The 22,960-nt window shown below is 64.5% G+C and carries 25 protein-coding genes, 1 rRNA gene and 1 pseudogene; 12 read left to right on the top strand and 15 right to left on the bottom strand.

The genetic code is table 11. The annotated features are described in order from the left end of the window. The first annotated feature begins 10 nt into the window (after positions 1–10). The 4 genes from rrf to H0X91_RS33245 all read left to right on the top strand — a co-directional run bounded on the left by rrf (position 11) and on the right by H0X91_RS33245 (position 1,604). A 5S ribosomal RNA gene (gene rrf, locus H0X91_RS33260) occupies positions 11–123 on the top strand. A gap of 231 nt (positions 124–354) precedes the next feature. Beyond that, entirely contained in the window at positions 355–759 is a 405-nt protein-coding gene (gene cueR, locus H0X91_RS33255; RefSeq protein WP_006483878.1) for a Cu(I)-responsive transcriptional regulator, read from the top strand. 215 nt (positions 760–974) lie between these two features. Then, complete coding sequence (locus tag H0X91_RS33250; protein ID WP_006478295.1) at positions 975–1,121, top strand: DUF3563 family protein; 147 nt, start codon at positions 975–977, stop codon at positions 1,119–1,121. Positions 1,122–1,235: 114 nt separating this feature from the next. Further along, positions 1,236–1,604, top strand: a complete 369-nt coding sequence (locus H0X91_RS33245) for a hypothetical protein (RefSeq protein ID WP_062884759.1) — start codon at positions 1,236–1,238, stop codon at positions 1,602–1,604. A 15-nt stretch (positions 1,605–1,619) separates the two neighbouring features. On the opposite strand, the gene H0X91_RS33240 is transcribed toward H0X91_RS33245, so the two are convergent. Together H0X91_RS33240 and H0X91_RS33235 are read right to left on the bottom strand one after the other, a co-directional pair. Then, positions 1,620–2,465: a 23S rRNA (adenine(2030)-N(6))-methyltransferase RlmJ gene (locus H0X91_RS33240; RefSeq protein ID WP_006483870.1), complete on the bottom strand. Its 846-nt coding sequence runs from the start codon at positions 2,463–2,465 to the stop codon at positions 1,620–1,622. A gap of 101 nt (positions 2,466–2,566) precedes the next feature. Then, on the bottom strand, positions 2,567–3,538 hold the full coding sequence (locus H0X91_RS33235) for a potassium channel beta subunit family protein (RefSeq protein WP_006483886.1): 972 nt from the start codon (positions 3,536–3,538) through the stop codon (positions 2,567–2,569). A gap of 166 nt (positions 3,539–3,704) precedes the next feature. On the opposite strand from H0X91_RS33235, the gene H0X91_RS33230 reads away from it, so the two are divergent. Next, the gene (locus H0X91_RS33230) at positions 3,705–4,493 is read left to right on the top strand and encodes a 3-hydroxybutyrate dehydrogenase (RefSeq protein ID WP_006483876.1); all 789 of its coding nucleotides are present in this window, start codon (positions 3,705–3,707) and stop codon (positions 4,491–4,493) included. Positions 4,494–4,611: 118 nt separating this feature from the next. On the opposite strand, the gene H0X91_RS33225 is transcribed toward H0X91_RS33230, so the two are convergent. Then, positions 4,612–5,811: an amino acid aminotransferase gene (locus H0X91_RS33225; RefSeq protein WP_006483879.1), complete on the bottom strand. Its 1,200-nt coding sequence runs from the start codon at positions 5,809–5,811 to the stop codon at positions 4,612–4,614. A 260-nt stretch (positions 5,812–6,071) separates the two neighbouring features. On the opposite strand from H0X91_RS33225, the gene uvrB reads away from it, so the two are divergent. The 5 genes from uvrB to H0X91_RS33200 all read left to right on the top strand — a co-directional run bounded on the left by uvrB (position 6,072) and on the right by H0X91_RS33200 (position 11,624). Beyond that, positions 6,072–8,162 (top strand): excinuclease ABC subunit UvrB, encoded by a 2,091-nt coding sequence (gene uvrB / locus H0X91_RS33220; protein ID WP_006483873.1) that lies wholly within the window; start codon positions 6,072–6,074, stop codon positions 8,160–8,162. A 227-nt stretch (positions 8,163–8,389) separates the two neighbouring features. Beyond that, a complete protein-coding gene (locus H0X91_RS33215) occupies positions 8,390–8,941 on the top strand; it encodes an iron transporter (RefSeq protein ID WP_006483880.1) in 552 nt (183 codons plus the stop codon). Between the two features lie 55 nt (positions 8,942–8,996). Further along, positions 8,997–9,329 (top strand): cupredoxin domain-containing protein, encoded by a 333-nt coding sequence (locus tag H0X91_RS33210; protein ID WP_006483872.1) that lies wholly within the window; start codon positions 8,997–8,999, stop codon positions 9,327–9,329. Between the two features lie 58 nt (positions 9,330–9,387). Further along, positions 9,388–10,230 carry an FTR1 family iron permease gene (locus H0X91_RS33205; RefSeq protein ID WP_006483868.1) on the top strand — a complete coding sequence of 281 codons (843 nt, stop codon included), beginning with the start codon at positions 9,388–9,390 and terminating at the stop codon, positions 10,228–10,230. Then, a complete protein-coding gene (locus H0X91_RS33200) occupies positions 10,227–11,624 on the top strand; it encodes a 4Fe-4S binding protein (protein WP_006483874.1) in 1,398 nt (465 codons plus the stop codon). The genes H0X91_RS33205 and H0X91_RS33200 overlap by 4 nt, the downstream gene beginning before the upstream one ends. Before the next feature lie 277 nt (positions 11,625–11,901). Here H0X91_RS33200 and hemP read toward each other — a convergent pair whose 3' ends face one another. The 3 genes from hemP to H0X91_RS33185 all read right to left on the bottom strand — a co-directional run bounded on the left by hemP (position 11,902) and on the right by H0X91_RS33185 (position 13,741). Next, positions 11,902–12,147 carry a hemin uptake protein HemP gene (gene hemP / locus H0X91_RS33195; RefSeq protein WP_006483877.1) on the bottom strand — a complete coding sequence of 82 codons (246 nt, stop codon included), beginning with the start codon at positions 12,145–12,147 and terminating at the stop codon, positions 11,902–11,904. 140 nt (positions 12,148–12,287) lie between these two features. Next, positions 12,288–12,770 (bottom strand): SRPBCC family protein, encoded by a 483-nt coding sequence (locus tag H0X91_RS33190; protein ID WP_006483882.1) that lies wholly within the window; start codon positions 12,768–12,770, stop codon positions 12,288–12,290. A gap of 98 nt (positions 12,771–12,868) precedes the next feature. Continuing rightward, on the bottom strand, positions 12,869–13,741 hold the full coding sequence (locus tag H0X91_RS33185) for a pirin family protein (protein ID WP_059720736.1): 873 nt from the start codon (positions 13,739–13,741) through the stop codon (positions 12,869–12,871). A 121-nt stretch (positions 13,742–13,862) separates the two neighbouring features. On the opposite strand from H0X91_RS33185, the gene H0X91_RS33180 reads away from it, so the two are divergent. Further along, the gene (locus tag H0X91_RS33180) at positions 13,863–14,837 is read left to right on the top strand and encodes a LysR family transcriptional regulator (protein ID WP_006483884.1); all 975 of its coding nucleotides are present in this window, start codon (positions 13,863–13,865) and stop codon (positions 14,835–14,837) included. Between the two features lie 377 nt (positions 14,838–15,214). Here the strand turns inward: H0X91_RS33180 and H0X91_RS33175 are convergent, their stop codons facing one another. The 9 genes from H0X91_RS33175 to H0X91_RS33135 form a co-directional block, all read right to left on the bottom strand. Beyond that, positions 15,215–15,643: an ExbD/TolR family protein gene (locus H0X91_RS33175; protein WP_006478310.1), complete on the bottom strand. Its 429-nt coding sequence runs from the start codon at positions 15,641–15,643 to the stop codon at positions 15,215–15,217. Positions 15,644–15,656: 13 nt separating this feature from the next. Then, on the bottom strand, positions 15,657–16,391 hold the full coding sequence (locus H0X91_RS33170; RefSeq protein WP_196433716.1) for a MotA/TolQ/ExbB proton channel family protein: 735 nt from the start codon (positions 16,389–16,391) through the stop codon (positions 15,657–15,659). 35 nt (positions 16,392–16,426) lie between these two features. Further along, positions 16,427–17,158: an energy transducer TonB gene (locus tag H0X91_RS33165; protein WP_058901642.1), complete on the bottom strand. Its 732-nt coding sequence runs from the start codon at positions 17,156–17,158 to the stop codon at positions 16,427–16,429. Between the two features lie 218 nt (positions 17,159–17,376). Beyond that, positions 17,377–17,613 carry a (2Fe-2S)-binding protein gene (locus H0X91_RS33160; RefSeq protein WP_006482749.1) on the bottom strand — a complete coding sequence of 79 codons (237 nt, stop codon included), beginning with the start codon at positions 17,611–17,613 and terminating at the stop codon, positions 17,377–17,379. A gap of 152 nt (positions 17,614–17,765) precedes the next feature. After that, positions 17,766–18,623, bottom strand: a complete 858-nt coding sequence (murI, locus tag H0X91_RS33155) for a glutamate racemase (RefSeq protein ID WP_006496786.1) — start codon at positions 18,621–18,623, stop codon at positions 17,766–17,768. Between the two features lie 34 nt (positions 18,624–18,657). Continuing rightward, positions 18,658–19,134, bottom strand: a complete 477-nt coding sequence (gene bfr / locus H0X91_RS33150) for a bacterioferritin (RefSeq protein ID WP_006482753.1) — start codon at positions 19,132–19,134, stop codon at positions 18,658–18,660. Positions 19,135–19,328: 194 nt separating this feature from the next. Further along, complete coding sequence (locus H0X91_RS33145; RefSeq protein ID WP_006482750.1) at positions 19,329–20,852, bottom strand: fumarate hydratase; 1,524 nt, start codon at positions 20,850–20,852, stop codon at positions 19,329–19,331. A gap of 44 nt (positions 20,853–20,896) precedes the next feature. Then, positions 20,897–21,481 (bottom strand): TIGR00645 family protein, encoded by a 585-nt coding sequence (locus H0X91_RS33140; protein WP_012492727.1) that lies wholly within the window; start codon positions 21,479–21,481, stop codon positions 20,897–20,899. A gap of 112 nt (positions 21,482–21,593) precedes the next feature. Further along, positions 21,594–22,502, bottom strand: coding sequence for a DMT family transporter (locus H0X91_RS33135; RefSeq protein WP_006482741.1), 909 nt, complete (start codon positions 22,500–22,502; stop codon positions 21,594–21,596). A gap of 319 nt (positions 22,503–22,821) precedes the next feature. Here H0X91_RS33135 and H0X91_RS33130 point away from each other — a divergent pair. Next, a pseudogene (locus H0X91_RS33130) lies at positions 22,822–22,960 on the top strand (AMP-binding protein); the annotation flags it as partial.

Below are 22,960 nucleotides of genomic sequence, written 5' to 3'. Positions count from 1 at the left end.
ACCCCCTTTGCCTGATGAACATAGCGCGTAGGTCCCACCCCTTCCCATCCCGAACAGGACCGTGAAACGACTCTACGCCGATGATAGTGCGGATTCCCGTGTGAAAGTAGGTAATCGTCAGGCTCCCTAAGCCAGAAACCCCCGCCCGAAAGGCGGGGGTTTTTGCATTGGCGCGCCAAAAAAGCATGCGGCGAAGCGCGAAACGGTATGCGCGCCAGATCAGATCCTCCGGCTCCCGCCACCAAGCCGTCCCCCGAACAAAGTCCCGCGATTTGATACGATCGAACTGTCGTCGACGATGGCATCCGCCGACGTTCGTGTTCGAAACCAGGTTTTGAGGGCAGAGGGCGAGGAATGAATATCGGCGACGCGTCGCGCGAATCCGGGGTCAGCGCAAAAATGATCCGGTACTACGAACAAGTCGGCCTTCTTGCGCCGAGCAAGCGCACCGATGCCGGCTACCGGATCTACGGTGCGGACGAAGTCCATACCCTGCGGTTCATCCGTCAGGCGCGACGGCTCGGCTTTCTCGTCGAGGACATTCGCAAGCTGCTGATGCTCTGGCAGGATCGCTCACGCGCCAGCGCCGAAGTGAAATCGATCGCTCTCGAGCATGTGGCCGAACTCGACAAACGCATCGCGGAGCTAAGCGACATGCGCGACACACTGGCCGACCTCGCCGCGCACTGCCATGGTGACGGACGACCTGAATGCCCGATTTTGGCGCGCCTCGCCGACCCGGTCGATGAACCAAATTAGTGCGTGTTCTCGAGCCTAAAAACAAGCCCTGGAGCAATATCCATCAAAATCAATGGGTTATGTGATGTTTGCCTCAGTCCATTCCAAATGGGAATGGTTGCCATGCAAGTATTTCACTAGCATCTTGGTGCGGCGTCGCTATAATTCGGGATAACCCTATACGGGAAATCCCTGAATCTCGATTCACCAGGGGTCCCTCTTCCTTGGAGAACGTCATGATCGCCTACATCGTCGAAAAGCTGAGCAACTGGTTCGAATCCGCAGAACGTGAGCGCCGTGAGGCCTACCTCGCCACGTCGTCGGACATCGTCCAGCTCGAGAGCCGCATCCGCTCGCTCGAAACCAACGGCTACTCGCTGTAATCGCAGTCCCCGTCAGGTGCCGAGCGGCGCCGAACGATAAGCAAGCCCCGTATTGACGGGGCTTTGTTTTTTTGTGCGTCGGATCTGGCGAAATCGTCGGTGCAGCGCTATGGTATGGACCTGCTTTTCATCCTGAAGGACACGATCATGCGTTTGGGTGTCGATGTGCGTCGCAGTGCCCGCGCGCGTCTCGTTTTGGGCGCGGCTGTGCTCGTCCATGGCCTCGCGGCTGGTGCCGCGACATCGTCCAAACCGCTGGTGCTCGATACGCAGCGCGGTATCCAGGACGGCAAGGGCGGATGGGTGCTGCAGACGGCACCGCTGTCGTCGCAGCCGATCGTCGAGCCGGCAGGCATGCGCGCTCCGGCCGGGCAGGCGCCGAACACGTCGGTTCCATTGTTCGTCGCCCCGTATATCAATGTTCCCGCGTGGGACGGGCAACCCGCCTATCAGCCGAGGCTCGCGCCGCGACCGCAGCCGTAACGGCCGGTCGCCGGATCAGTTGCCGCGGTGCTCGATCTGGCAGCGAGCGCCGCTATCCTGTCCCAGCATCTCGACCAGGTAGGGCAGAACCTCGTTCATGCTCTGGGCGAGCGTATACGGCGGATTGAGGATGAACATCCCGCTGCCGTAGAGGCCCAGCCCGTCGGTCGGCGGATTCGACACCGTCAGCGTCAGGTGCAGCCAGTTGTTCGGCTGCAGGCGCTTCAACTGCTCGGGAAAGCGCTGCGATTCCGTCCGCGTGACCTGCGGATACCAGATGGCATAGCAGCCGGTCGCGAAACGCTTCAGGCATTCCGTCACGCAGCTCACCGTGCGCGCGTAGTCCTTCTTGTCCTCGTAGGACGGATCGATCAGCACGAGTGCACGTCGCGGCGGCGGCGGCAGCAGCGCCTTGATACCTTCGAAGCCGTCACCGGCGAAGATCATCGCGCGTCGCCCCGCATCGCGGAAATTGTGGCGCAGCACATCGATTTCCGTCGTGTGCATTTCGAACAGGCGCATACGATCCTGCTCGCGCATCGATCGCCATGCGATGTACGGTGAACCCGGGTAGAAGTGCAGTTCGCCATCGTCGTTCAGCGCGCGGACTTCATCCACATAGTCGCCGAGCGCCTCCGGCAGGTTCTTTTCGTTCCACAGTTGGCCGATGCCGGTATCGAATTCCGACGTCTTCGCTGCATAACCGTCGCGCAGCGAGTACACGCCGGCGCCCGCGTGCGTATCGATGTACCAGTACGATTTGTCTTTCTTGTTCAGGTAGCGCAGCAGTTGGACGACGACGGCGTGCTTGAGCACGTCCGCGTGGTTGCCTGCGTGAAAACCGTGACGATAACTGAGCATGGCTGGCTGCCTGAAACGAAGGGTGAATCGATGAAAGCGGGCGATCGTGCGCGGCCGTGAGGCCGCGCGCCGATGCGGCCGCGTATTGTACGCGAGTCGCCTCACTCGTATGCGTCGCCGACCACCGCCTCGATGCGTTGCTTCACATCCGGCGTCAGCTTCGCGGCAACCTCGAGCGCGCGCATGTTGTCGCCGATCTGGTCGATCCGCGATGCACCCGTGATGACCGAACTCACGCGCGGATTCGACAGTACCCACGCGATCGCCAGCTGGCCGGTGCTGCAGCCGAGTTCGGCGGCGATCTCGCCGAGCCGCTCGACGATGTCGTTGGCGGCCCGATCGGTCAGCCGTTCGCGCATCCAGTCGTAGCCCTGCAACTGCGCGCGGCTGCCGGCCGGCACGCCGTTGCGGTACTTGCCGGTGAGCAGCCCCGACGCCAGCGGGCTCCAGGTCGTGAGGCCGAGGCCGTAATCGTCGTAGAGCCGCGCATATTCCTGCTCGACCCGGGTGCGGTGGAACAGGTTGTACTGCGGCTGTTCGACGACCGGCTTGTGCAGATGATGCCGCTCGGCGATCTCGCATGCCGCGCGGATCTCGTCGGCGCTCCATTCCGACGTGCCCCAGTACAGCGCCTTGCCGCGCACGATCATGTCGCTCATCGCCCAGACGGTTTCCTCGATCGGCGTATGGGGATCGGGACGATGGCAATAGACGAGGTCCACATAGTCGAGCTGCAGCCGGCGCAGCGAGCCGTCGATCGCATTCAGCAGGTATTTTCGGTTCAGCGTGTGATACTGGTTCGGGGCTTCCGCGAGCCCCCAGAAGAACTTCGTGGACACGATATAGCTGACGCGCGGCCAGTCGAGCGACTTGAGCGCGTGGCCCATGATTTCCTCGGATTTGCCACCGGCGTAGACCTCGGCGTTATCGAAGAAATTGACGCCCGCATCGCGTGCCGCGGCGAGGCATTCGCGCGCGACCCGCTGATCGACCTGGTTGCCGTATGTCACCCACGACCCGAGGGAAAGCTCGCTGATTTGCAGGCCGGAGCGGCCTAGCCGTCGATAGTGCATGAGAATCTCCTGCTGAACGGAACCGACCTTAAGCTTAGACGTTTTGCACGCGAACGGCGGGGCCGATCGTGCACAATGACGCCTGGCACGCCGCCACGATTTCGCGATGAGCGCGGATGCGGGCGGGCGCGTGTTTTATTCGATCCGATAACGGGAGGAGACGGATATGGCAGCAGATCTGAGCGGCAAGACCGCAGTCGTCACGGGCGCCGCGAGCGGCATCGGCAAGGAAATCGCACTGGAGCTCGCCAAGGCAGGCGCGGCCGTCGCGATCGCCGACCTGAACCAGGACGGCGCGAACGCGGTCGCCGACGAGATCAACAAGGCAGGCGGCAAGGCGATCGGCGTCGCGATGGACGTGACCAACGAGGAAGCCGTAAACACCGGCATCGACAAGGTGGCCGAAGCGTTCGGCTCGGTCGACATCCTCGTGTCGAACGCGGGCATCCAGATCGTCAACCCGATCGAGAACTACTCGTTCGCCGACTGGAAGAAGATGCAGGCGATCCACGTGGACGGCGCGTTCCTGACGACGAAGGCCGCGCTCAAGCACATGTACAAGGACGATCGCGGCGGCGTCGTGATCTACATGGGTTCGGTGCACTCGCACGAAGCGTCGCCGCTGAAGTCGGCGTACGTGACGGCCAAGCACGGTCTGCTCGGCCTGGCGCGCGTGCTGGCGAAGGAAGGCGCGAAGCACAACGTGCGCTCGCACGTCGTGTGTCCGGGCTTCGTGCGCACGCCGCTGGTCGACAAGCAGATTCCGGAACAGGCGAAGGAGCTCGGCATCAGCGAAGAGGAAGTGATCAAGAAGGTGATGCTCGGCAACACGGTCGACGGCGTGTTCACGACGGTGCAGGACGTCGCGCAGACGGTGCTGTTCCTGTCGGCGTTTCCGAGCGCCGCGCTCACGGGCCAGTCGGTGGTCGTCAGCCACGGCTGGTTCATGCAGTAGCGCGGGGCGGGCGGCATAGCCGCCCACCGCGCTGAACGGTACAAAAAAACGCGCTCCGTGGAGCGCGTTTTTCATGTCGGCAGGGCGGGCCTGGTGACGGTTGCCGCCCGACGCGGCTTTACTTCAGGACTGCTGCGACCGCATTGGCGACCGCGTCGAGGTTGCGCGTGTTCAGCGCGGCGACGCAAATCCGGCCCGTGCCGACCGCATAGATGCCGAACTCGTCGCGCAGGCGATCGACTTGCGCCGAGGTCAGGCCCGAATACGAGAACATCCCGCGCTGTGCGTTGATGAAGCTGAAATCGCGATCGACGCCGCTTGCCTTCAGGCGCTCGACGAGACCATTGCGCATCGCGCGGATGCGATCGCGCATTTCGCCGAGTTCCTGCACCCACGAAGCGTGCAGTTCCGGCGACGCGAGCACCGCTGCGACCACCGCGCCGCCGTGGGTCGGCGGGTTCGAGTAGTTCGTGCGGATCACGCGCTTCAGTTGCGACAGCACGCGCGTGGCTTCTTCCTTGCTCGACGTGATGATCGACAGCGCGCCGACGCGCTCGCCGTACAGCGAGAACGACTTCGAGAACGACGACGACACGAATGCGTTCAGGTCGGCCGCGGCAAACAGGCGCACGGCAGCGGCATCGGCGTCGATGTTCTCGCCGAAGCCCTGGTAGGCCATGTCGAGGAACGGCACGAGGTTGCGCGCCTTCACGACGTCGACGATCTGTTGCCATTGCGCTTCGGTCAGGTCCACGCCGGTCGGGTTGTGGCAGCACGCGTGCAGCACGACGACCGTGCCTGCCGCGTAGCCGTTCAGCGCCGACAGCATGCCTTCGAAGTTCACGCCGTTGGTGGCCGCGTCGTAATACGGGTAGGCGACGACTTCGAAGCCGGCCGCTTCGAACAGCGCGCGGTGGTTTTCCCAGCTCGGATCGCTGATCGCGACCTTCACGTTCGGATTCACGGTGCGCAGGAAATCGGCGCCGATCTTCAGCGCGCCCGTGCCGCCCAGTGCCTGGGCCGTGACCACGCGGCCCGCCGCGATCAGCGGCGAATCGTTGCCGAGCAGCAGCTTCTGCACGGCCGCATCGTAGGCGGCGATCCCGTCGATCGGCAGGTAGCCGCGCGGCAGGCCGGCCTCGACACGTGCCTTCTCCGCTTCGCGCACCGCGCGCAGCAGCGGAATCTTGCCGTCTTCGTTCGTGTACACGCCAACGCCGAGGTTGACCTTGGTCGGACGCGCATCGGCGTTGAAGGCTTCGTTCAGGCCCAGGATCGGGTCGCGGGGAGCAAGCTGGACAGCGGAGAAGAGCGACATGATGATTCGGCAGTAGTGAAAAGAGGGTCAGGCTTTCAGCCGGCGGGACGGGCGCAGCGGACCGCGCACCCACGGCGCGACGCCGGAAAGCGCAGCAGCCTGATATTGTAGCGAATTCGCGCTGGCGGGGGCGGTGATTCCGTCGCGTTTCGGCGGCGAATCGCGATTTCGGGCGGCCGTCGTGCGGCAGGAGCCGACAGCAGTTCGCGCGGCCGCGAAGCGCTAGAATGCTTTCTTTGCCCTTGCTCCGGCCGCATTCCATGTCCGAACATCATGCCGAAGTCGGCGACGCGCTCGACGAATCCAAATTCGTCACTTTCGAAGGGTCGCCGTTCCAGCTTTACCAGCCGTATCCGCCCGCGGGCGACCAGCCGACCGCGATCGACACGCTCGTCGAAGGCGTCGGCGACGGCCTTGCCTTCCAGACGCTGCTCGGCGTGACGGGTTCGGGCAAGACCTTCACGATGGCCAACACGATCGCGCGGCTCGGCCGCCCGGCGATCGTGTTCGCGCCGAACAAGACGCTCGCGGCCCAGCTTTACGCGGAGTTCCGCGAGTTCTTCCCGCGCAACGCGGTCGAGTACTTCGTGTCGTACTACGACTACTACCAGCCTGAGGCCTACGTGCCGCAGCGCGACCTGTTCATCGAGAAGGATTCGTCGATCAACGAGCACATCGAACAGATGCGGCTGTCGGCGACGAAGAGCCTGATGGAGCGTCGCGACGTGGTGATCGTCGCGACCGTGTCGGCGATCTACGGTATCGGCAACCCGTCCGAATACCACCAGATGATCCTGACGCTGCGCACGGGCGACAAGCTCGGCCAGCGCGACGTGATCGCGCGGCTGATCGCGATGCAGTACACGCGCAACGAGCAGGATTTCCAGCGCGGCACGTTCCGCGTGCGCGGCGACACGATCGACATCTTCCCGGCCGAACATGCGGAAATGGCCGTGCGCGTCGAACTGTTCGACGACGAAGTCGAGACGCTGCAGCTGTTCGATCCGCTGACCGGGCGCGTGCGGCAGAAGATTCCGCGCTTCACCGTGTATCCGTCGTCGCACTACGTGACGCCGCGCGACACCGTGATGCGCGCGGTCGAGACGATCAAGGACGAACTGCGCGAACGGCTCGAGTTCTTCCATCGCGAGGGCAAGCTCGTCGAGGCGCAGCGCCTCGAGCAGCGCACGCGCTTCGATCTCGAAATGCTGCAGGAGCTCGGCTTCTGCAAGGGCATCGAGAACTATTCGCGGCATTTCTCGGGCGCGGCGCCCGGCGATCCGCCGCCGACGCTCGTCGACTACCTGCCGCCCGATGCGCTGATGCTGCTCGACGAATCGCACGTGCTGATCGGCCAGCTCAACGGGATGTACAACGGCGACCGCGCGCGCAAGGAAAACCTCGTCAATTACGGCTTCCGCCTGCCGTCGGCGCTCGACAACCGGCCGCTGAAGTTCCACGAGTTCGAACGCAAGATGCGCCAGGTCGTGTTCGTGTCGGCCACGCCGGCCGATTACGAGAAGCGCGTGACGGGGCAGATCGCCGAGCAGGTCGTGCGACCCACGGGCCTCGTCGATCCGGAAATCGAAGTGCGCCCGGCGAGCTCGCAGGTCGACGACGTGCTGACCGAGATCAACGCCCGCGTGAAGGCCGGCGAGCGCGTGCTGATCACCGTGCTGACGAAGCGCATGGCCGAACAGTTGACCGAGTTCCTGGCCGACCATGGCGTCAAGGTGCGTTACCTGCACAGCGACATCGACACGGTCGAGCGCGTCGAGATCATCCGCGACCTCCGGCTCGGCACGTTCGACGTGCTGGTCGGGATCAACCTGCTGCGCGAGGGTCTGGACATTCCCGAAGTGTCGCTCGTCGCGATCCTCGACGCGGACAAGGAAGGCTTCCTGCGCGCCGAGCGCTCGCTGATCCAGACGATCGGCCGCGCCGCGCGGAACGTGAACGGCAAGGCGATCCTCTACGCGGACAACATGACCGAGTCGATGAAGCGCGCGATCGGCGAAACCGAGCGGCGCCGCGCGAAGCAGATCGCCTACAACGAAAAGATGGGCATCACGCCGCGCGGCGTCGTGAAGCGCATCAAGGACATCATCGACGGCGTCTACAACGCCGACGACGCGCGTGCGGAGTTGAAGGAAGCACAGCAGCGCGCGAAATTCGAGGACATGTCGGAAAAGCAACTCGCGAAGGAAATCAAGCGTCTCGAGAAGCAGATGGCCGACTACGCGAAGAACCTCGAATTCGAGAAAGCCGCCGCCACCCGCGACCAGCTTGCCGTGCTGCGCGAACGCGTGTTCGGCGCGAACGTCGGCGACCACATCAGCGGCGGTCGGTAAATCTTTCCAAGCGTCACTGAATCCTTTTGGTAAAGCGCCTGTAAGCCTTGTCGGATCAGGGGTTTACAGCGCTCTCCGTTTGTTCCGAAACGGGTTCGGTGCTAAACTCCACATGTATTGAGAATAGTTCGCATTAACGTTCTTCGTCGCGTTAGTGTTTCCAGCGGGTGGCCCCGGCGGTCGCTCGCATGTCGTCAAGATAGTCAGACAAATAACAAGGAGTGTCCATGTTGGGTTCTTCGTTCATCCGCACGACGGTTGCGGTAGCGGCGGCGCTTGCCGCGATGTCGGCCTCGGCGGCCGAGTATCCGATCGGCAAGCAGCAGATCCAGGGCGGCATGGAAATCGGCGCGGTGTACCTGCAGCCGATCACGATGGACCCGGAAGGCATGATGCGCAAGGCGTCGGATTCCGACATTCACCTCGAGGCCGACATCCATGCGGTCAAGAACAACCCGACCGGTTTCGCGGAAGGCGACTGGATGCCGTACCTGCAGGTCACGTACAAGCTGACGAAGCAGGGCGACACGAAGTGGAAGGCCGAAGGCGACCTGATGGGCATGGTCGCGAGCGACGGCCCGCACTACGGCGACAACGTGAAGCTCGCCGGCCCCGGCAAGTATCACCTGACGATGGTCGTCAAGCCGCCGATGCAGTCGGGCCACATGGCGTTCGGTCGCCACGTCGACAAGGAAACGGGCGTGGGCCCGTGGTTCAAGCCCATCACGCTCGAGTACGATTTCCCGTTCGCCGGTATCGGCAAGAAGGGCGGTTACTGATCGGTGGCATCACGAACGGCGCGCTTCGGCGCGCCGTCGGCGTAGAGAACCCAGAATGAAAATTCCCCAGAAAATCGTTACCGCAGCCGCTGCGCTGTGGCTTGCCGGCGCGGCGCATGCGGCCGATCTGCCGACGTTCAAGCTCGAGATGACGGATGGCAAGCTGACGCCCGCCCGCATCGAAGTGCCGGCCGGCCAGCGTTTCAAGATCGAGATCAGGAACACCGGCAAGGGCGCCGCCGAATTCGAGAGCGTGCAGTTGCGCAAGGAGAAGGTGCTCGCGCCGGGCGCCGATTCATTCGTGGTCGTCGCCCCGCTGTCGCCGGGCGAATACAAGTTTTTCGACGATTTCCACCAGCAGGCTCAGGGCGTGATCGTCGCGAAGTAACGCGTTTTATCTGCGCGCGGGCGCGCCAGTCCCTTGCCCCGCGCGTCAGGAGGTATCGATGGGTCAGATCTTGTTCATCGTCTGGCGGGAGAGCGTCGAAGCGCTGCTCGTCGTCGGCATTCTCTATGCATGGCTGAAAAACGGCGACGACGACGCGCGCCGCGGCCTGCCTTTCCTCTGGGCCGGCGTCGCTGTCGGCCTGCTGATGGCCGTCGGCCTCGGCGCCGCGCTGGTCGGGTTCACCGAAGTGTTGTCCGGCGACGCGCAGGACTATTTCCAGACGGCGATGGTGCTGATCGCGTGCGTGCTGATCGTGCAGATGGTGCTGTGGATGCGCCGGCACGGGCGCACGCTGAAGCGCGACATGGAGCAATCGCTGCAGCAAAGCACGCGCGATTCGAACTGGTGGGGCGTCGCCGTGCTGGTCGCGCTCGCGATCGCGCGTGAAGGCAGCGAGACGGTGATCTTCCTGTACGGCCTCGGTTTCGGCCAGTCGGGCCACGTCGACGGCAGCCAGATGCTCGCGGTCGTGATCGGTCTCGGTCTCGCGTTCCTCACGTTCTACCTGCTGCAGCTCGGCGGCAAGTACTTCTCGTGGCGGCATTTCTTCCGCGTCACCGAAGTGATGCTGCTGTTCCTCGGTGCGGGCCTGTTCCAGACCGGCGTCGACAAGCTGATCGACAAGGAAATCCTGCCGCTCGGCATTTCGCAGGTGTGGGATACGTCCGCGATCCTCGATGATTCGGGCACGTTCGGCTCGCTCGTCGCGACGCTGACCGGCTATCGCGCACACCCGGCGCTGACCAACCTGGTGGCCTATGCGGTCTACTGGGCGGTCGTCTGGCTGCTGATGAAGCGCGCGAGCCGCCGTCCGGCCGTTGCTGCGGGTCGCGCGGCATGAGCGTTGTCGCCGCCGTCAAGCCGGGCTGGCTCGCGCAGGCCGGCCAGTGGATGCAGCGCCACGGTGCGCTGATCCGCGGTATCCAGTGGATCGTCGTCGCCGTCTACGCGTTCCTGATCATCGTGCCGGCCGTGTTGCCGCTGCCGGACGATTCCGCGCATCTGTGGAACAACCTCACGCTCATCGCGCAATTCGCGTTCTGGGGCATCTGGTGGCCGTTCGTGCTGCTGTCGATGGTGATGCTCGGACGCGTCTGGTGCGGCGTGCTGTGTCCGGAGGGCGCGCTCACCGAATACGCGAGCAAGTTCGGCCGCGGCGGCCCGATTCCGCGCTGGATCCGGTGGGGCGGCTGGCCGTTCGTCGCGTTCGGCATCACGACGATCTACGGACAGATGGTGAGCGTGTACCAGTACCCGCTCGCGGTGCTGTTCGTGCTCGGCGGCTCGACCGTCGGCGCGATCGTGATCGGCGTGCTGTACGGTCGCGAGAAACGCGTGTGGTGCAAGTACCTGTGCCCGGTCAACGGCGTGTTCGGGCTGCTCGCGCGGCTCGCGCCGATGCGCTACAAGGTCGACGAGGATGCGTGGCGCCGTTCGTACAAGAACGGCGAGCACGGCCATCGCGTGATTCCGATCAATTGCGCACCGCTCGTGCCGTTGCGCAACATGAAGGGTGCGGCGGCCTGCCATATGTGCGGTCGTTGCAGCGGGCATCGCGACGCGATTTCGCTGTCGCTGCGCTCGCCGTCCGACGAGGTCGTGAACCTCGGTGCGGAGCAGGCCAACCCGTGGGACACCGCACTGATTCTCTACGGCCTGCTCGGCGTGGCGATCGGCGCGTTCCACTGGACCGTCAGCCCGTGGTTCGTGCAGATCAAGCAATGGCTCGCGGGCTGGCTGATCGACCACGACATCACGTGGCCGCTCGAGACCAATGCGCCGTGGTTCCTGCTCACGCACTACCCGGATCGCAACGACGTGTTCTCCTGGCTCGATGGCGGGCTGGTCGTCAGCTATATCGTCGGTACCGGACTCGTGTACGGCACGGCGTTGCTGGTGTTGCTGGCCGGCGCAACGCTGATGCTCGGCCGCTTCGATCGCGTGCGTTTGCATCACCTCGCCCAGGCGCTGATCCCGATCGCGGGTGCGGGCGTGTTCCTCGGACTGTCGGCCACGACGCTGTCGTTGCTGCGCGCCGAGCATGTGCCGCTCGGCTGGGCAACCGATGTGCGCATCGCGATTCTGGTCGGTGCCAACGTGTGGAGCGCGTGGCTCGCGTGGAAGGTGACGGGGCGCTATGCGGCATGGCCGCGCCGGCTCGCGGCATTCGCGTGGTTCGCCGTCGGGCTGGCCGTCGTCGACAGCGCATGGTGGTTGATGTTCTGGGGATTCTGAAGCGGCTTGCATGCCACTTTCTTCGGCCGTCGTGCGTTGTGCGGCCACATACACGCGAGCCGCATGCCTGGCCCATTCGCGGCTCGAACAAAAAAGCGACACGTCGTTGGACGTGTCGCTTTTTTCTTCCTTGTGCGAGAACCAAAAAAGTGGCTTGGCTTGCTGCAACGGCTGCTTGAGTGTGTTTGCACGAAGGGGTCTAGATCTCGCGTGCAAGCCGTTACGCTGGCTACTGCCCAACACCTCTCAGGGAGGTGGTCCCCACAATACTCGGTCGTTACTTCGTCAGGATCAGTTTGCCGAGCCGCGTGGCGCGCAACTGATAAGTCTCTCCGTTATGCGCGATGCTGATGTGGCTCTGGCCTTGCAGCAGCGTATCGCTGTTGACGACCCGCGTGCCTGCATCGCGGTTGCCGGCGGGTTTCGCCGGCGTGGTGACCGCTGCCGTCTTCTGACGGCTGCTGGCTGCGGTGCCGGTCGTGCGGCGCAGGGTCAGCGTGGTCGGGCGCATGGTGTCGGTCATTCGGTTTGATCGGTGACTGTCGATACGATGGAATGAATTCTAAATGATAACTATTCCCATTTACAAAAACTCTTTATCGATCGAAATGCCGAGACTGATAGCTTGAATCAAAAGCGGCGGCCCGCAGGCCGCCGCCGGGTTCAGTGCAGCGGATCAGGGTCCTTGCGCCCCTGCGCGTATTCGCGGATCAGGCGAACGGTGTCGATGTCCGACGTGCGGTATGCCTCCTTGACGATCCCGTGCGTCTGCCGCGCTTCTTCGCTGTCGTCCGTGACCGTCAGCGTCGTGCGGTACTCGAAACGCAGGAACAGTTCGCGGTCGTCGCGCTCTTCGATCGTCATCGTCAGCGAGCCGCCGATCTCGCCGTCGGCCGCGCGGATGTCGTAGCGGACCTGCTGATTCGGCGTGAACGTCACGTGGTCGCGCACGGTCGCGTGACCGTAATGCAGTTCGCGTTCGAGCGTCGTGTCGGTGCGTTCGTGAATGACGCAGCTGTCGAGGCCGATCACGAACAGTTGCGGCTGCTCCGCACGCAGCACGAGGCCTTCCCAGAGCTGGTCGCGGGTGAGGGTCGGCACGCCCGGATCGTCGGAGTTGATCTGGATCAGATGTTCGAAGTTCAAGGGGACGGGTTCCTTCTGGTGGCGGGTGGCCACATGGTTCAAGAACTTATTGTGACGCAAAACCACCGGCTTCGCGGCACCTGCGACCCCGATCCGGTTCACGCTTCGATGCGACCCATGCGACCGGTCTGGTAGTCGACGACGGCCTGTCGGATCTCCTCCTCGGTATTCATCACGAACGGGCCGTAACGGACGATCGGTTCGTTGAGCGGCACGCCGCCGATCAGCAACAGGTCGAGCGACGTGTCGCCGGCAGCGAACGTGACGGTGTCGCCGTCGTCGCCGTAGACGACCATGTGCCGTGCGTCCACAGCCTGCCTGTCGGGCCCGTAGCGGCCCGTTCCGTCGATCGGATAGGCGAACACGCGATAACCGGCCGGCACGGGCTGCGTGACCGTTGCGCCGGGCTCCAGTGTGAAATGCTGGTAGAGGATCGGTGTGCGCGTCTCGATCGCGGCCTGGACGCCGAATGCTTCGCCGGCGATGACGCGCACGCGTGCGCGCCCGTCCGGCGACGTCGCGGTCGGAATGCGGGCGGCCGGGATCTCCTGGTAGCGCGGTGCGATCATCTTGTCGCGCCGCGGCAGGTTGACCCACAGCTGGAAGCCGTGGGAACGTCCGCCTGCCTGCGCGAACGACGGGTCCGGCATCTCGCTGTGCACGACGCCGGCGCCGGCCGTCATCCATTGCACGTCGCCGGGGCCGAGCGTGCCGGCATGGCCGGACGAATCGCGATGGCGGAAGCGTCCGTCCAGCGCGTAGGTCACGGTCTCGAAGCCGCGATGCGGATGGTCGGGCGCGCCCACGGCTTCGCCGGGCGCGTAGTCGACCGGGCCCATTTCATCGAGCAGCAGGAACGGATCGAAGTCCATCAGCAGCCGTGTCGGGAACGGACGGTGAACCACGAAACCGCCGCCTTCGGTGGTGCGAAGCGCGGGGTAGGTACGATCAAGCGAGCGAGCGGTGGTCATGGGAAGCCCTCGAAATCATCGGAATAGCGTTATTTTTGAAACATAGCGCTATTATATTGGGCGTTTTACCGTCCGATTTGCGGCCGTTCGCAATGGATTGTTCTGAAATTGGAACGATGAGATGAATATCGATGCACATAACCTGAACGACCTGATGTACTTCTCGCAGGTCGTCGAACATGGCGGCTTCTCGGCCGCCGAGCGCGTGCTGGGCATCTCGAAATCGCGTCTGTCGCGGCGCCTGACCGAGCTGGAGGCCGCGCTCGGCGTGCGCCTGCTGCAGCGTTCGACGCGCAAGCTCGCGCTGACCGAGGCGGGGGAGCTGTTCTACCAGCACTGCCAGGCGATGCTCGCCGAAGCGCAGGCCGCGATGAACGCGGTGCAGCAGCTGCGCGCGTCGCCGCGCGGCTCGGTGCGCGTCAGCGTGCCGGTGACGCTGTCGCAGACGATGCTGTCGCGCATCCTGCCCGAATTCCTGCGCCGCTATCCCGAGGTCAAGGTGCATGTCCGCGTGACGAATCGCGTGATCGACCTGTTCGAGGATTCGATCGACGTCGCGTTGCGCGTGCGCTCGGAGCCGCCGCAGAACGCCAACATCGTCGTGCGGCCGCTGTGGCGCACCGAGCAGATGCTGGTCGGTGCGCCGAGCCTGCTGAGCCAGAATGCGCCGCCGCTGGCGCCGGACGATCTGACCGGCTTCGAGACGCTCGATACGCCGAGCGTCGACGGCCGGCACGTATTCAACCTGATCGCGCCGGACGGGACGCGCCACGTGCACGAGCATGATCCGCGGCTCGTGACGGCCGACCTGATGACGATCCGCGAGGCCGTGCTCGACGGCCTCGGCATCGCCGCGCTGCCGGAGATGATGTACGGCAACGCGCTGCGCGCGGGGCAACTGTCGCCCGTGATGCCGGGCTGGACGCTGCCGGTGCCGCAGTTGTATGCGGTGTTCGTGTCGCGCCAAGGGATGCCGCCCGCGGTACGTGCGTTCGTCGATTACCTGGTCGAGAAGCTCGACCACGGCGCGTACAAGGAGCCCGGCTGCCCTGAGCGCGCGAAGAAGGAAGCGGCGGTCGATGTTTCGGCGACCTGAACACGGCGTGTACGACGACGCAAATTTGTTTTGTCATTGAAGCGTCGCCTGCAATCGCAAGTTTCAATCGCCGGAACCTTGAATGCGTGCGCGGGCGGGCCTATATTGAAATCCCATTTCGTGAAGGAAGTTCTGAGCGAAATCAGGTGGCCGCATATATTGCGAGCCAGATAGGGCAGAACGCGCAGTCCGTGCAGACCACGGCAGAGTCGCATTTGCGTTGCTCGAGGCGCAACCGATACCGCCAAAGAGCCCGCCGCCCGAAGGCGCCCGCGTGCGCATGAAAAAAGGCCTTCATCTGGCGATGAAGGCCTTTTACTTTGTGCGCGACCGGCCAGGTGCGCCGTTGCCGCTGGCAACGGCGGGGCGTGCGCGCGTTACTTCGCTTTTGCGCCCGGCTCCGTCACGAAGCCGAGCTTCGTCAAGCCGCCTGCCTGCGCATCCGACATCACTTCCGCGACGTGCTCGTACGCGACCTTGCGGTCGGCGCGCAGGTGCAACTCGGGCTGCGGCGTGCGTTTCGCGGCTTCCGCGATCCGTGCCTGCAGTTGTTCGCGCGTGACCGTGTGGTCATCCCACAGGATTGTGCCGTCGCCCTGGATCGCGACGTCGACGGTCTGCGGCTTTTCGTCGACGGGCTGGCTGCTGGCGTGCGGCAGGTCAATCTTCACCGCATGCTGCATCGCCGGGATCGTCACGAGGAAAATGATCAGGAGTACGAGCATGACGTCGACGAGCGGCGTCATGTTGATCTCGCTCATCACGGCATCGTCGTCATCGTCGCTGAAACCGGTGTTCATGGCCATGGTTCACCTCGTCTCAGCTGGCGGCGCGCGAGGCGAGACGCAGGCCGTCGCGCGTCGACGACGACGCGAGGCTCGCGCCCGTCACGAAGTACGCGTGCAGACCGTGCGCGAAGCGGCGCAGCTTGCTGACCACACCCTTGTTCGCACGGGTCAGCGCGTTGTAGCCGAGCACCGCGGGAATCGCGACGAACAGGCCGAAGGCCGTCATGATCAGCGATTCGCCGACCGGGCCCGCGACCTGGTCGATCGACGTCTGGCCGGTGGCGCCGATCGCGAGCAGCGCGTGATAGATGCCCCACACCGTGCCGAACAGGCCGACGAACGGCGCGGTGCTGCCGACCGATGCGAGGATCGCGAGGCCGCTCTGCATGCGCGAGATGCCTTCGTCCATCGTGTCCTTCAGGCAGCGCGTGACCCAGTCCGACACGTCCATGCGATCGTGCAGGTGCGGTTGCGTCTGGTGGTAATGGTCGGCGGCTTCCTTGCCCGACAGCGCGAGCGCGAGGAACGGGTTGTCGTTCGGCGTCGATGCGGCGAGGCCGAGCTTCTTGATGCCGTCGTCGAAATTGTCGGAATGCCAGAAAGCCTGTTCGGCGTTCTTCGTGAGGCGGTTCAGGCGGATCACGTTCCAGCCCTTGATGACGATCACGATCCACGACAGGACCGACATCACGAGCAGCGTGATCGCAATGGCGCGCGTGACGAAATCACCTTGCGCCCAGACGTGCGCGATACCGTAGCTTTGCATTTTTTGTTTCCTTTGAATCTTCCGGATGAGGCAGGTTAGTCGGTGAGCCCGAAGCTGTAGGGCTGTGTGCGGGCGGCGCGGATCGCCTGGCCGTTCTCGATGTACGGACGGCAGGTGGTCGAGCGCATCGCGTCGAGTGCGGCTTCGTCGAGGCGCGGATAGCCGCTGCTCTTCTGCAGATCGATGCTTTCGATCTTGCCGGTCACGCCGACGACGAAGTGAACATAGGCGGTGCCCGATTCGCCGCGACGGCGCGACATCGACGGATAGTCGGGCTTCACGAAGTTGCATTGGAGCGTCGGCACGTTCTTCGGCGCGCTGACCTGCATCGTTTCGCGCGCCGGGCCCGGCGTGGCGGCCGGTGCGGCGGGAGCGGGCGCGGCGGGCGCCGGTGTCGGATCGGCGGCGGGAGCGGGTGTAGGCGACGGGGCGGGCGAGGGCGCAACCGGCTGCGGGGTCGGCTTCGCCGCCTTCTGCACCGGCTTCGGTTCGACCTTCGGCTTCACGCGCGGCACCGGCTTCGGCGGCGCGGGCTGCGGGATCGACTCGGCCGCGACCTGCTGCGCGATCGGCGCGGGCGTGATGAGCTGTGCGGTGATCGTCTGGACCTCGACCGATTTCGGCGGCGGCGCGTTGCGATGGAGCCACGCGGCCGTCAGCATGATCGCGTGTGCGGCAAGCACACCGACCGCGACGACGATCACTCGGGGATTCATACGTGGTGCAGCCGGCATGGCGCCGGCAGGAGCGAGATGCGAAGCCTGCATGTTAGCTTGAAAGAACGACGTCGCACCCGGGGCGCGGCGGGTGAATCGGCATCACTTGCGAAAGATCAGCAGCGAGATGCAAACGGTGGTTACGAATCCGATCAGCAATTCCATCACAGGCTCCTTGGCAGGTAAGCCGTTGGCTCGCGCGGACGGTGGCTTGCTGACGGTCAAAACAAAAAATGCGGCCTGGGCCGCATGCGCACGCTCGGCGCCGCTCAGGCCGCCTTGCGGTCGTAGAACGTGACCGGGATCGGATGCGCATGATGCTCGACGCCGCACCGGCTCGCGCAGACGCCTTGCTCGGCCATGAGGTCGCGTACGGACTCCTCGCACTTGCCGCAGCACGTGGCCACGCCGAGCTCGAACTGGAGTTCATCGAAAGAATTCACGCCCTCGGCGAGGGACGCGCGAATCTTGCGATCGGAAACAGACTTGCACACGCAGACGATCATGATGAGTTGCGATAGCTAACGTTAATGCGAATTATTATCATTAATTTTGCGGGCGTTGACAAGCCTGGGTCGGGCTTTTTTTAAGATCATCGGACCCTTGAAACGGCGGGGCGGTCAGGCCGCCGAGAGCGTCCGGCGTGCCGGCCCCCGCGTCAGGCGGTCGCGCAGGCGCGCGCGTTCGGCGAGGAAATGGTGACGGATTCGACCGGCGCGTCGAGGCCGAGCAGCGTCGAGGCGAGCGCGCGTAGCTGCAGACCGTCGCTGGTCGAGCAGAAACGCGGCGGCGCGGCGTGCGTGCCGGCCGGGGCGCGCAGCCCGCGTTCGTCGAGGACCCGCGCAAGCTGGCGGGCGATGGCGTCGCTCGTGTCGACGATCGTCAGGCGCTCGCCAACAAGGTCACGAATCGTTTCTGTGAAGAACGGGTAGTGCGTGCAGCCGAGTACCAGCGTATCGGCGCCGTCGTCGAGCATCGGCTGGATGTAACGCTCGAGCAGCGCGCGCAACGCGGGCGAGTTCGTGTCGCCGCGTTCGATCGCTTCGACGAGCCCGTGGCCGGGTTGGCAGATGAAGCGGCGGCCGGCGCCGTAGCGGTCGAGCAGCGCCTGGAAGCGCGGGCTGTTCAACGTCGATTGCGTGGCGAGGACGCCCGCGACGCCGGTCGCGGACAGCGCGGCGGCCGGCTTGATGCCCGGCTCGACACCGACGAGCGGGATCGACAGGCGTTCGCGGATGGCCGCGATCGCCCGGGCCGTTGCCGTGTTGCATGCGATGACGAGCGCTTTCGCGCCTTCGCGGGCGAGCCACTCGCCGATGGCCAGCGTGCGTTCCGTAATGAAGGCTTCGTCGCGCGGGCCGTACGGCGCGTGGTGCGAGTCGGCGACGTAGACGAACGATTCGTCGGGCAGGTGCGCGCGCGCGGCGCGCAGCACCGACAGGCCGCCGAGCCCCGAGTCGAAGATGCCGACAGGGGCGGCGGCGCGCAGCGCGGTAGCGTTGGACGGGTTCGTCATCGTCAGGCGGGCGGCAGGCTGGCAGGCGGCGCGATTACTCGGGCGAACCCATCATCGTTTGCTGATAGTTCTGCAGGCCGACCTTGCCGATCAGGTCGATCTGCGTTTCGAGCCAGTCGATGTGCTCTTCGGTGTCGTCGAGGATCTTTTCGAAGATCTCGCGCGACACGTAGTCGCGCACCGATTCGCAGTAGGCGATCGCTTCCTTGCAGGTGGACTGCGAGATCTGCTCGAGCTTCAGGTCGCACTTCAGGATCTCTTCGGTTTCCTCGCCGACGAGCAGCTTGTGCAGGTCCTGCAGGTTCGGCAGGCCGTCGAGCATGAACACGCGCTCGATCAGCCAGTCGGCGTGCTTCATTTCGCCGATCGACTCGTCGTATTCGTGCTTGCCGAGCTTGTCGAGGCCCCAGTGCTTGTACATGCGCGCATGCAGGAAGTACTGGTTGATCGCCGTGAGTTCATTCTTCAGTTGGGCGTTCAGATATTCGATGACTTTCTTGTCGCCTTGCATGGCTGTTTCCTTGTTCAGTGGGGCTTCAGAAACCGAACGATAATCGCTCGAACGAGAAAAGCCAAGCCTCGAAGCCTTGTCGGGCCTGCCTTTTGCGTGTAATGAGAATCAGCCTCGAATAACCGGCCGAACACAATAATGAGAATGAGAAGTAAAAAGGCCGGACTCCCGTCCGGCCTTTCGTTCGATCGCGCTTAAGCGGTGGCGACCGGGATCTTGCCGATCTTCGCCTGCCATTCCTTCGGACCCGTCTGGTGCACCGACGTACCCGACGAATCGACGGCGACCGTCACCGGCATGTCCTGCACGTCGAACTCGTAGATCGCTTCCATGCCGAGGTCTTCGAACGCGAGCACCTTCGCGCCGCGGATCGCCTTCGACACGAGGTAGGCCGCGCCGCCGACCGCCATCAGGTAGGCCGCCTTGTGCTTCTTGATCGCGTCGATCGCGACCGGGCCGCGTTCGGCCTTGCCGACCATCGAGATCAGACCCGTCTGCGCGAGCATCGTCTCGGTGAACTTGTCCATGCGCGTGGCCGTCGTCGGGCCGGCCGGGCCGACCACTTCGTCACGCACCGGATCGACCGGGCCGACGTAGTAGATCACGCGGTTCGTGAAGTCGACCGGCAGCTTTTCGCCCTTCGCGAGCATGTCGGCGATGCGCTTGTGCGCGGCGTCGCGGCCGGTGAGCATCTTGCCCGACAGCAGCAGCGTCTGGCCTGGCGTCCAGCTCGCGACTTCTTCCGGCGTCAGCGTGTTCAGGTCGACGCGCTTGCTGGTTTCCGTGTTCGGTTCCCACTGCACCTTCGGCCAAGCGTCGAGCGACGGCGCTTCCAGCTTGGCCGGGCCCGAGCCGTCGAGCACGAAGTGCGCGTGGCGCGTGGCCGCGCAATTCGGGATCAGTGCGACCGGCTTCGAGGCCGCGTGCGTCGGCGCCGCCATGATCTTCACGTCGAGCACGGTCGCGAGGCCGCCGAGGCCCTGCGCGCCAATGCCGAGCGCGTTGACCTTCTCGTGCAGTTCGACACGCAGTTCCTCGATCCAGTCCTTCGGGCCGCGCGCGATGATTTCCTGGATGTCGATCGGCTCCATCAGCGATTCCTTCGCCATCAGCATCGCCTTCTCGGCGGTGCCGCCGATGCCGATCCCGAGCATGCCCGGCGGGCACCAGCCGGCGCCCATCGTCGGGACCGTCTTCAGCACCCAGTCGACGATCGAATCGGACGGGTTCAGCATCACGAACTTCGACTTGTTCTCCGAGCCGCCGCCCTTCGCGGCGACCTGCACGTCGACCTTGTCGCCCGGCACGATCTCGTAGTGGATCACGGCCGGCGTGTTGTCCTTGGTGTTCTTGCGGGCGCCTTCCGGCGGATTGACGATCGACGCGCGCAGCACGTTGTCCGGGTGCGTGTAGCCGCGGCGCACACCTTCGTTGATCATGTCGGTGAGGCCCATCGTCGCGCCGTCCCAGCGCACGTCCATGCCGACCTTCACGAAGATCGTGACGATGCCGGTGTCCTGGCAGATCGGGCGGCGGCCTTCCGCGCACATGCGGCTGTTCGTGAGGATCTGCGCGATTGCGTCCTTCGCCGCCGGACTCTCTTCCAGCTCGTACGCGCGGCCGAGGGCCTGGATGTAGTCGAGCGGGTGGTAGTAGCTGATGTACTGCAGCGAATCCGCGATGCTCTGGATCAGGTCTTCCTGTTTGATGACGGTCATGGCTGAGACTCTGTGGGGACAGTGGGGAATATGTTGCCGACGGTTCAGGCCGCCGGTCGGGACGCCGCGGGTGCGTGCGCCTCGTGGAAATGGGCCGGGTGCGTGTGCGTCGTCAGGCGATCGACCCACGCCATCACGAGCGCCGACACGAGGAACGACACGTGGATGATCACCTGCCACATGATCGCGTGCGTCGTGTGCTGGTCGGGGTTGATGAAGGTCTTCAGCAGATGGATCGACGAAATGCTGATCAGCGCCATCGACAGCTTGACCTTCAGCACGCCCGCGTTCACGTGGTCGAGCCATTCGGGCTCGTCTGGATGGCCCTCGATGCCGAGCCGCGACACGAACGTTTCATACCCGCCGACGATCACCATGATCAGCAGGTTCGAGATCATCACCACGTCGATCAGGCCGAGCACGGCGAGCATCACGCTGATTTCGTCGAGGCCCGTCGCATGCGACAGCAGGTGCCACACTTCTTTCAGGAACAGGAACACGTAGACGGCCTGCGCGACGATCAGGCCCAGATAGAGCGGAACCTGGAGCCAGCGGCTCATGAAAATCAGCGCGGGGAGGGGGCGAAGCGGGCGACGGCCGGGATGGCCGGGCGAGTGCGGGGCGGACATGTCGGGGTACGGGCGCGGTGCGCAGGTATCGGGGGTAATCTTGAAAAGGCGCGCTATTGTAACGCGTCGGCCGGCGCGACTGCAGCGACGCGCCGGCACGCCCGGGGACGGATCAGGAGGCCGCGGCCGGCACGCGTTTCACGCGCAGGCTCGCGAGCACGATGCCGGCGACGACGCACGCGAGCGCGACGCCGTGCGCGAGCGTCGGGCGCTCCCCGAGGAACGCGATGCCGTACGCGGCCGCGGCGATCGGCAGCACCGCGCTGAACACGCCGGCGAGGCTGCCCGGCACGTGCCGGATGCCCTTCATCCACAGCCAGAACGAGAAGATGCTGGCCGATAGTCCGTACCAGACGACGAGCGCCCAGGTGCCGGCCGGCACGCTCGCGTAATCGAAGTGCCACAGCGCGGTCGCGCCGAGCGGCAGCATCAGGAACAGGCCGAACAGGTGCGTGTACGCGCAGATGTCGATCGGTGCGAGCGTCTGCGTGAGCCGGCGCGACAGGATCACGTAGATCGATTCGCAGCACACCGCGCCGAGGATCAGCAGGTTGCCGGTGAGCGAGCCGGACGCGTCGCCTGGCGTGCCGTGACCGGATGCGCTGCCGTTGGCGAGATTGATCGTCACGACGCCGACGATCGCGAGCGCGATCGACACGAGCGCACGGCCGTTCGGTTTTTCACGCAGGATCAGCCATGCGAACAGCGCGACGATCGCCGGGATCGTGCTCGTGATGACGCCCGCGGCCACCGCGCTCGTGCGCTGCACGCCGTTGAGCATCAGCAGCGTGAACATGAAGGTGCCGAAGAAGGCCTGCAGGAACAGGTTCAGCCATTCGCCGCGCTTGACCGCACGCATCTTCACGGGGCTGAACAGCGGCCACAGCACGGCGATCGCGATCACGAAGCGCAGCGTGGCGAGGATGGCGACGGGAACGAATGCAACGATGGATTTACCGATACCGACGTTGCTGCCGACGAAGAGCATCGACAGGATGAGGAAGAGGGCGTAGCGATTCAAGCTGGAATCCGGAAGGCGAGTTCAGTTAGGATTGTAGGGTCGCGGTTGTAACAGCGTAAAGCTGACCTCGATGCGCGCCGCCCGGTGCACGAAACGGCCATGCCGCGTAAGTGACGGGTAAGTTGGAGCGCTTATCGTGGAAACCGCCGGGCCGCGGGTCACGTTCGCGTGATGTGGTGCGGTGCAGCATCGTGCGCAGGCCTTCGCGGTCGCGTGCGGGTGGTGGGAGACAGCGGCGCGCAGGCGCCGGCCAAGACGACGCGCGGCGCGCACGATCGCGCCGCCATGCAGAGGATTCATGTTCACCAAGGGGTAGTCGATGTCTGCGATTGAATCGGTTCTTCACGAAACCCGTCAGTTCGCGCCGCCCGCGGCGCTCGAGAAGACGGCGGCCATTTCCGGCATGCCGGCCTATCGCGCGCTCGTCGCCGAGGCCGAGCAGGATTACGAAGGCTTCT

It is taken from the genome of Burkholderia sp. 9777_1386 (genome assembly GCF_015712265.1).
Lineage (GTDB): Bacteria > Pseudomonadota > Gammaproteobacteria > Burkholderiales > Burkholderiaceae > Burkholderia > Burkholderia cenocepacia.
The sequence above is the reverse complement of the archived record's forward strand: the minus strand, read 5'-3'. Positions and strand labels throughout refer to the sequence as shown.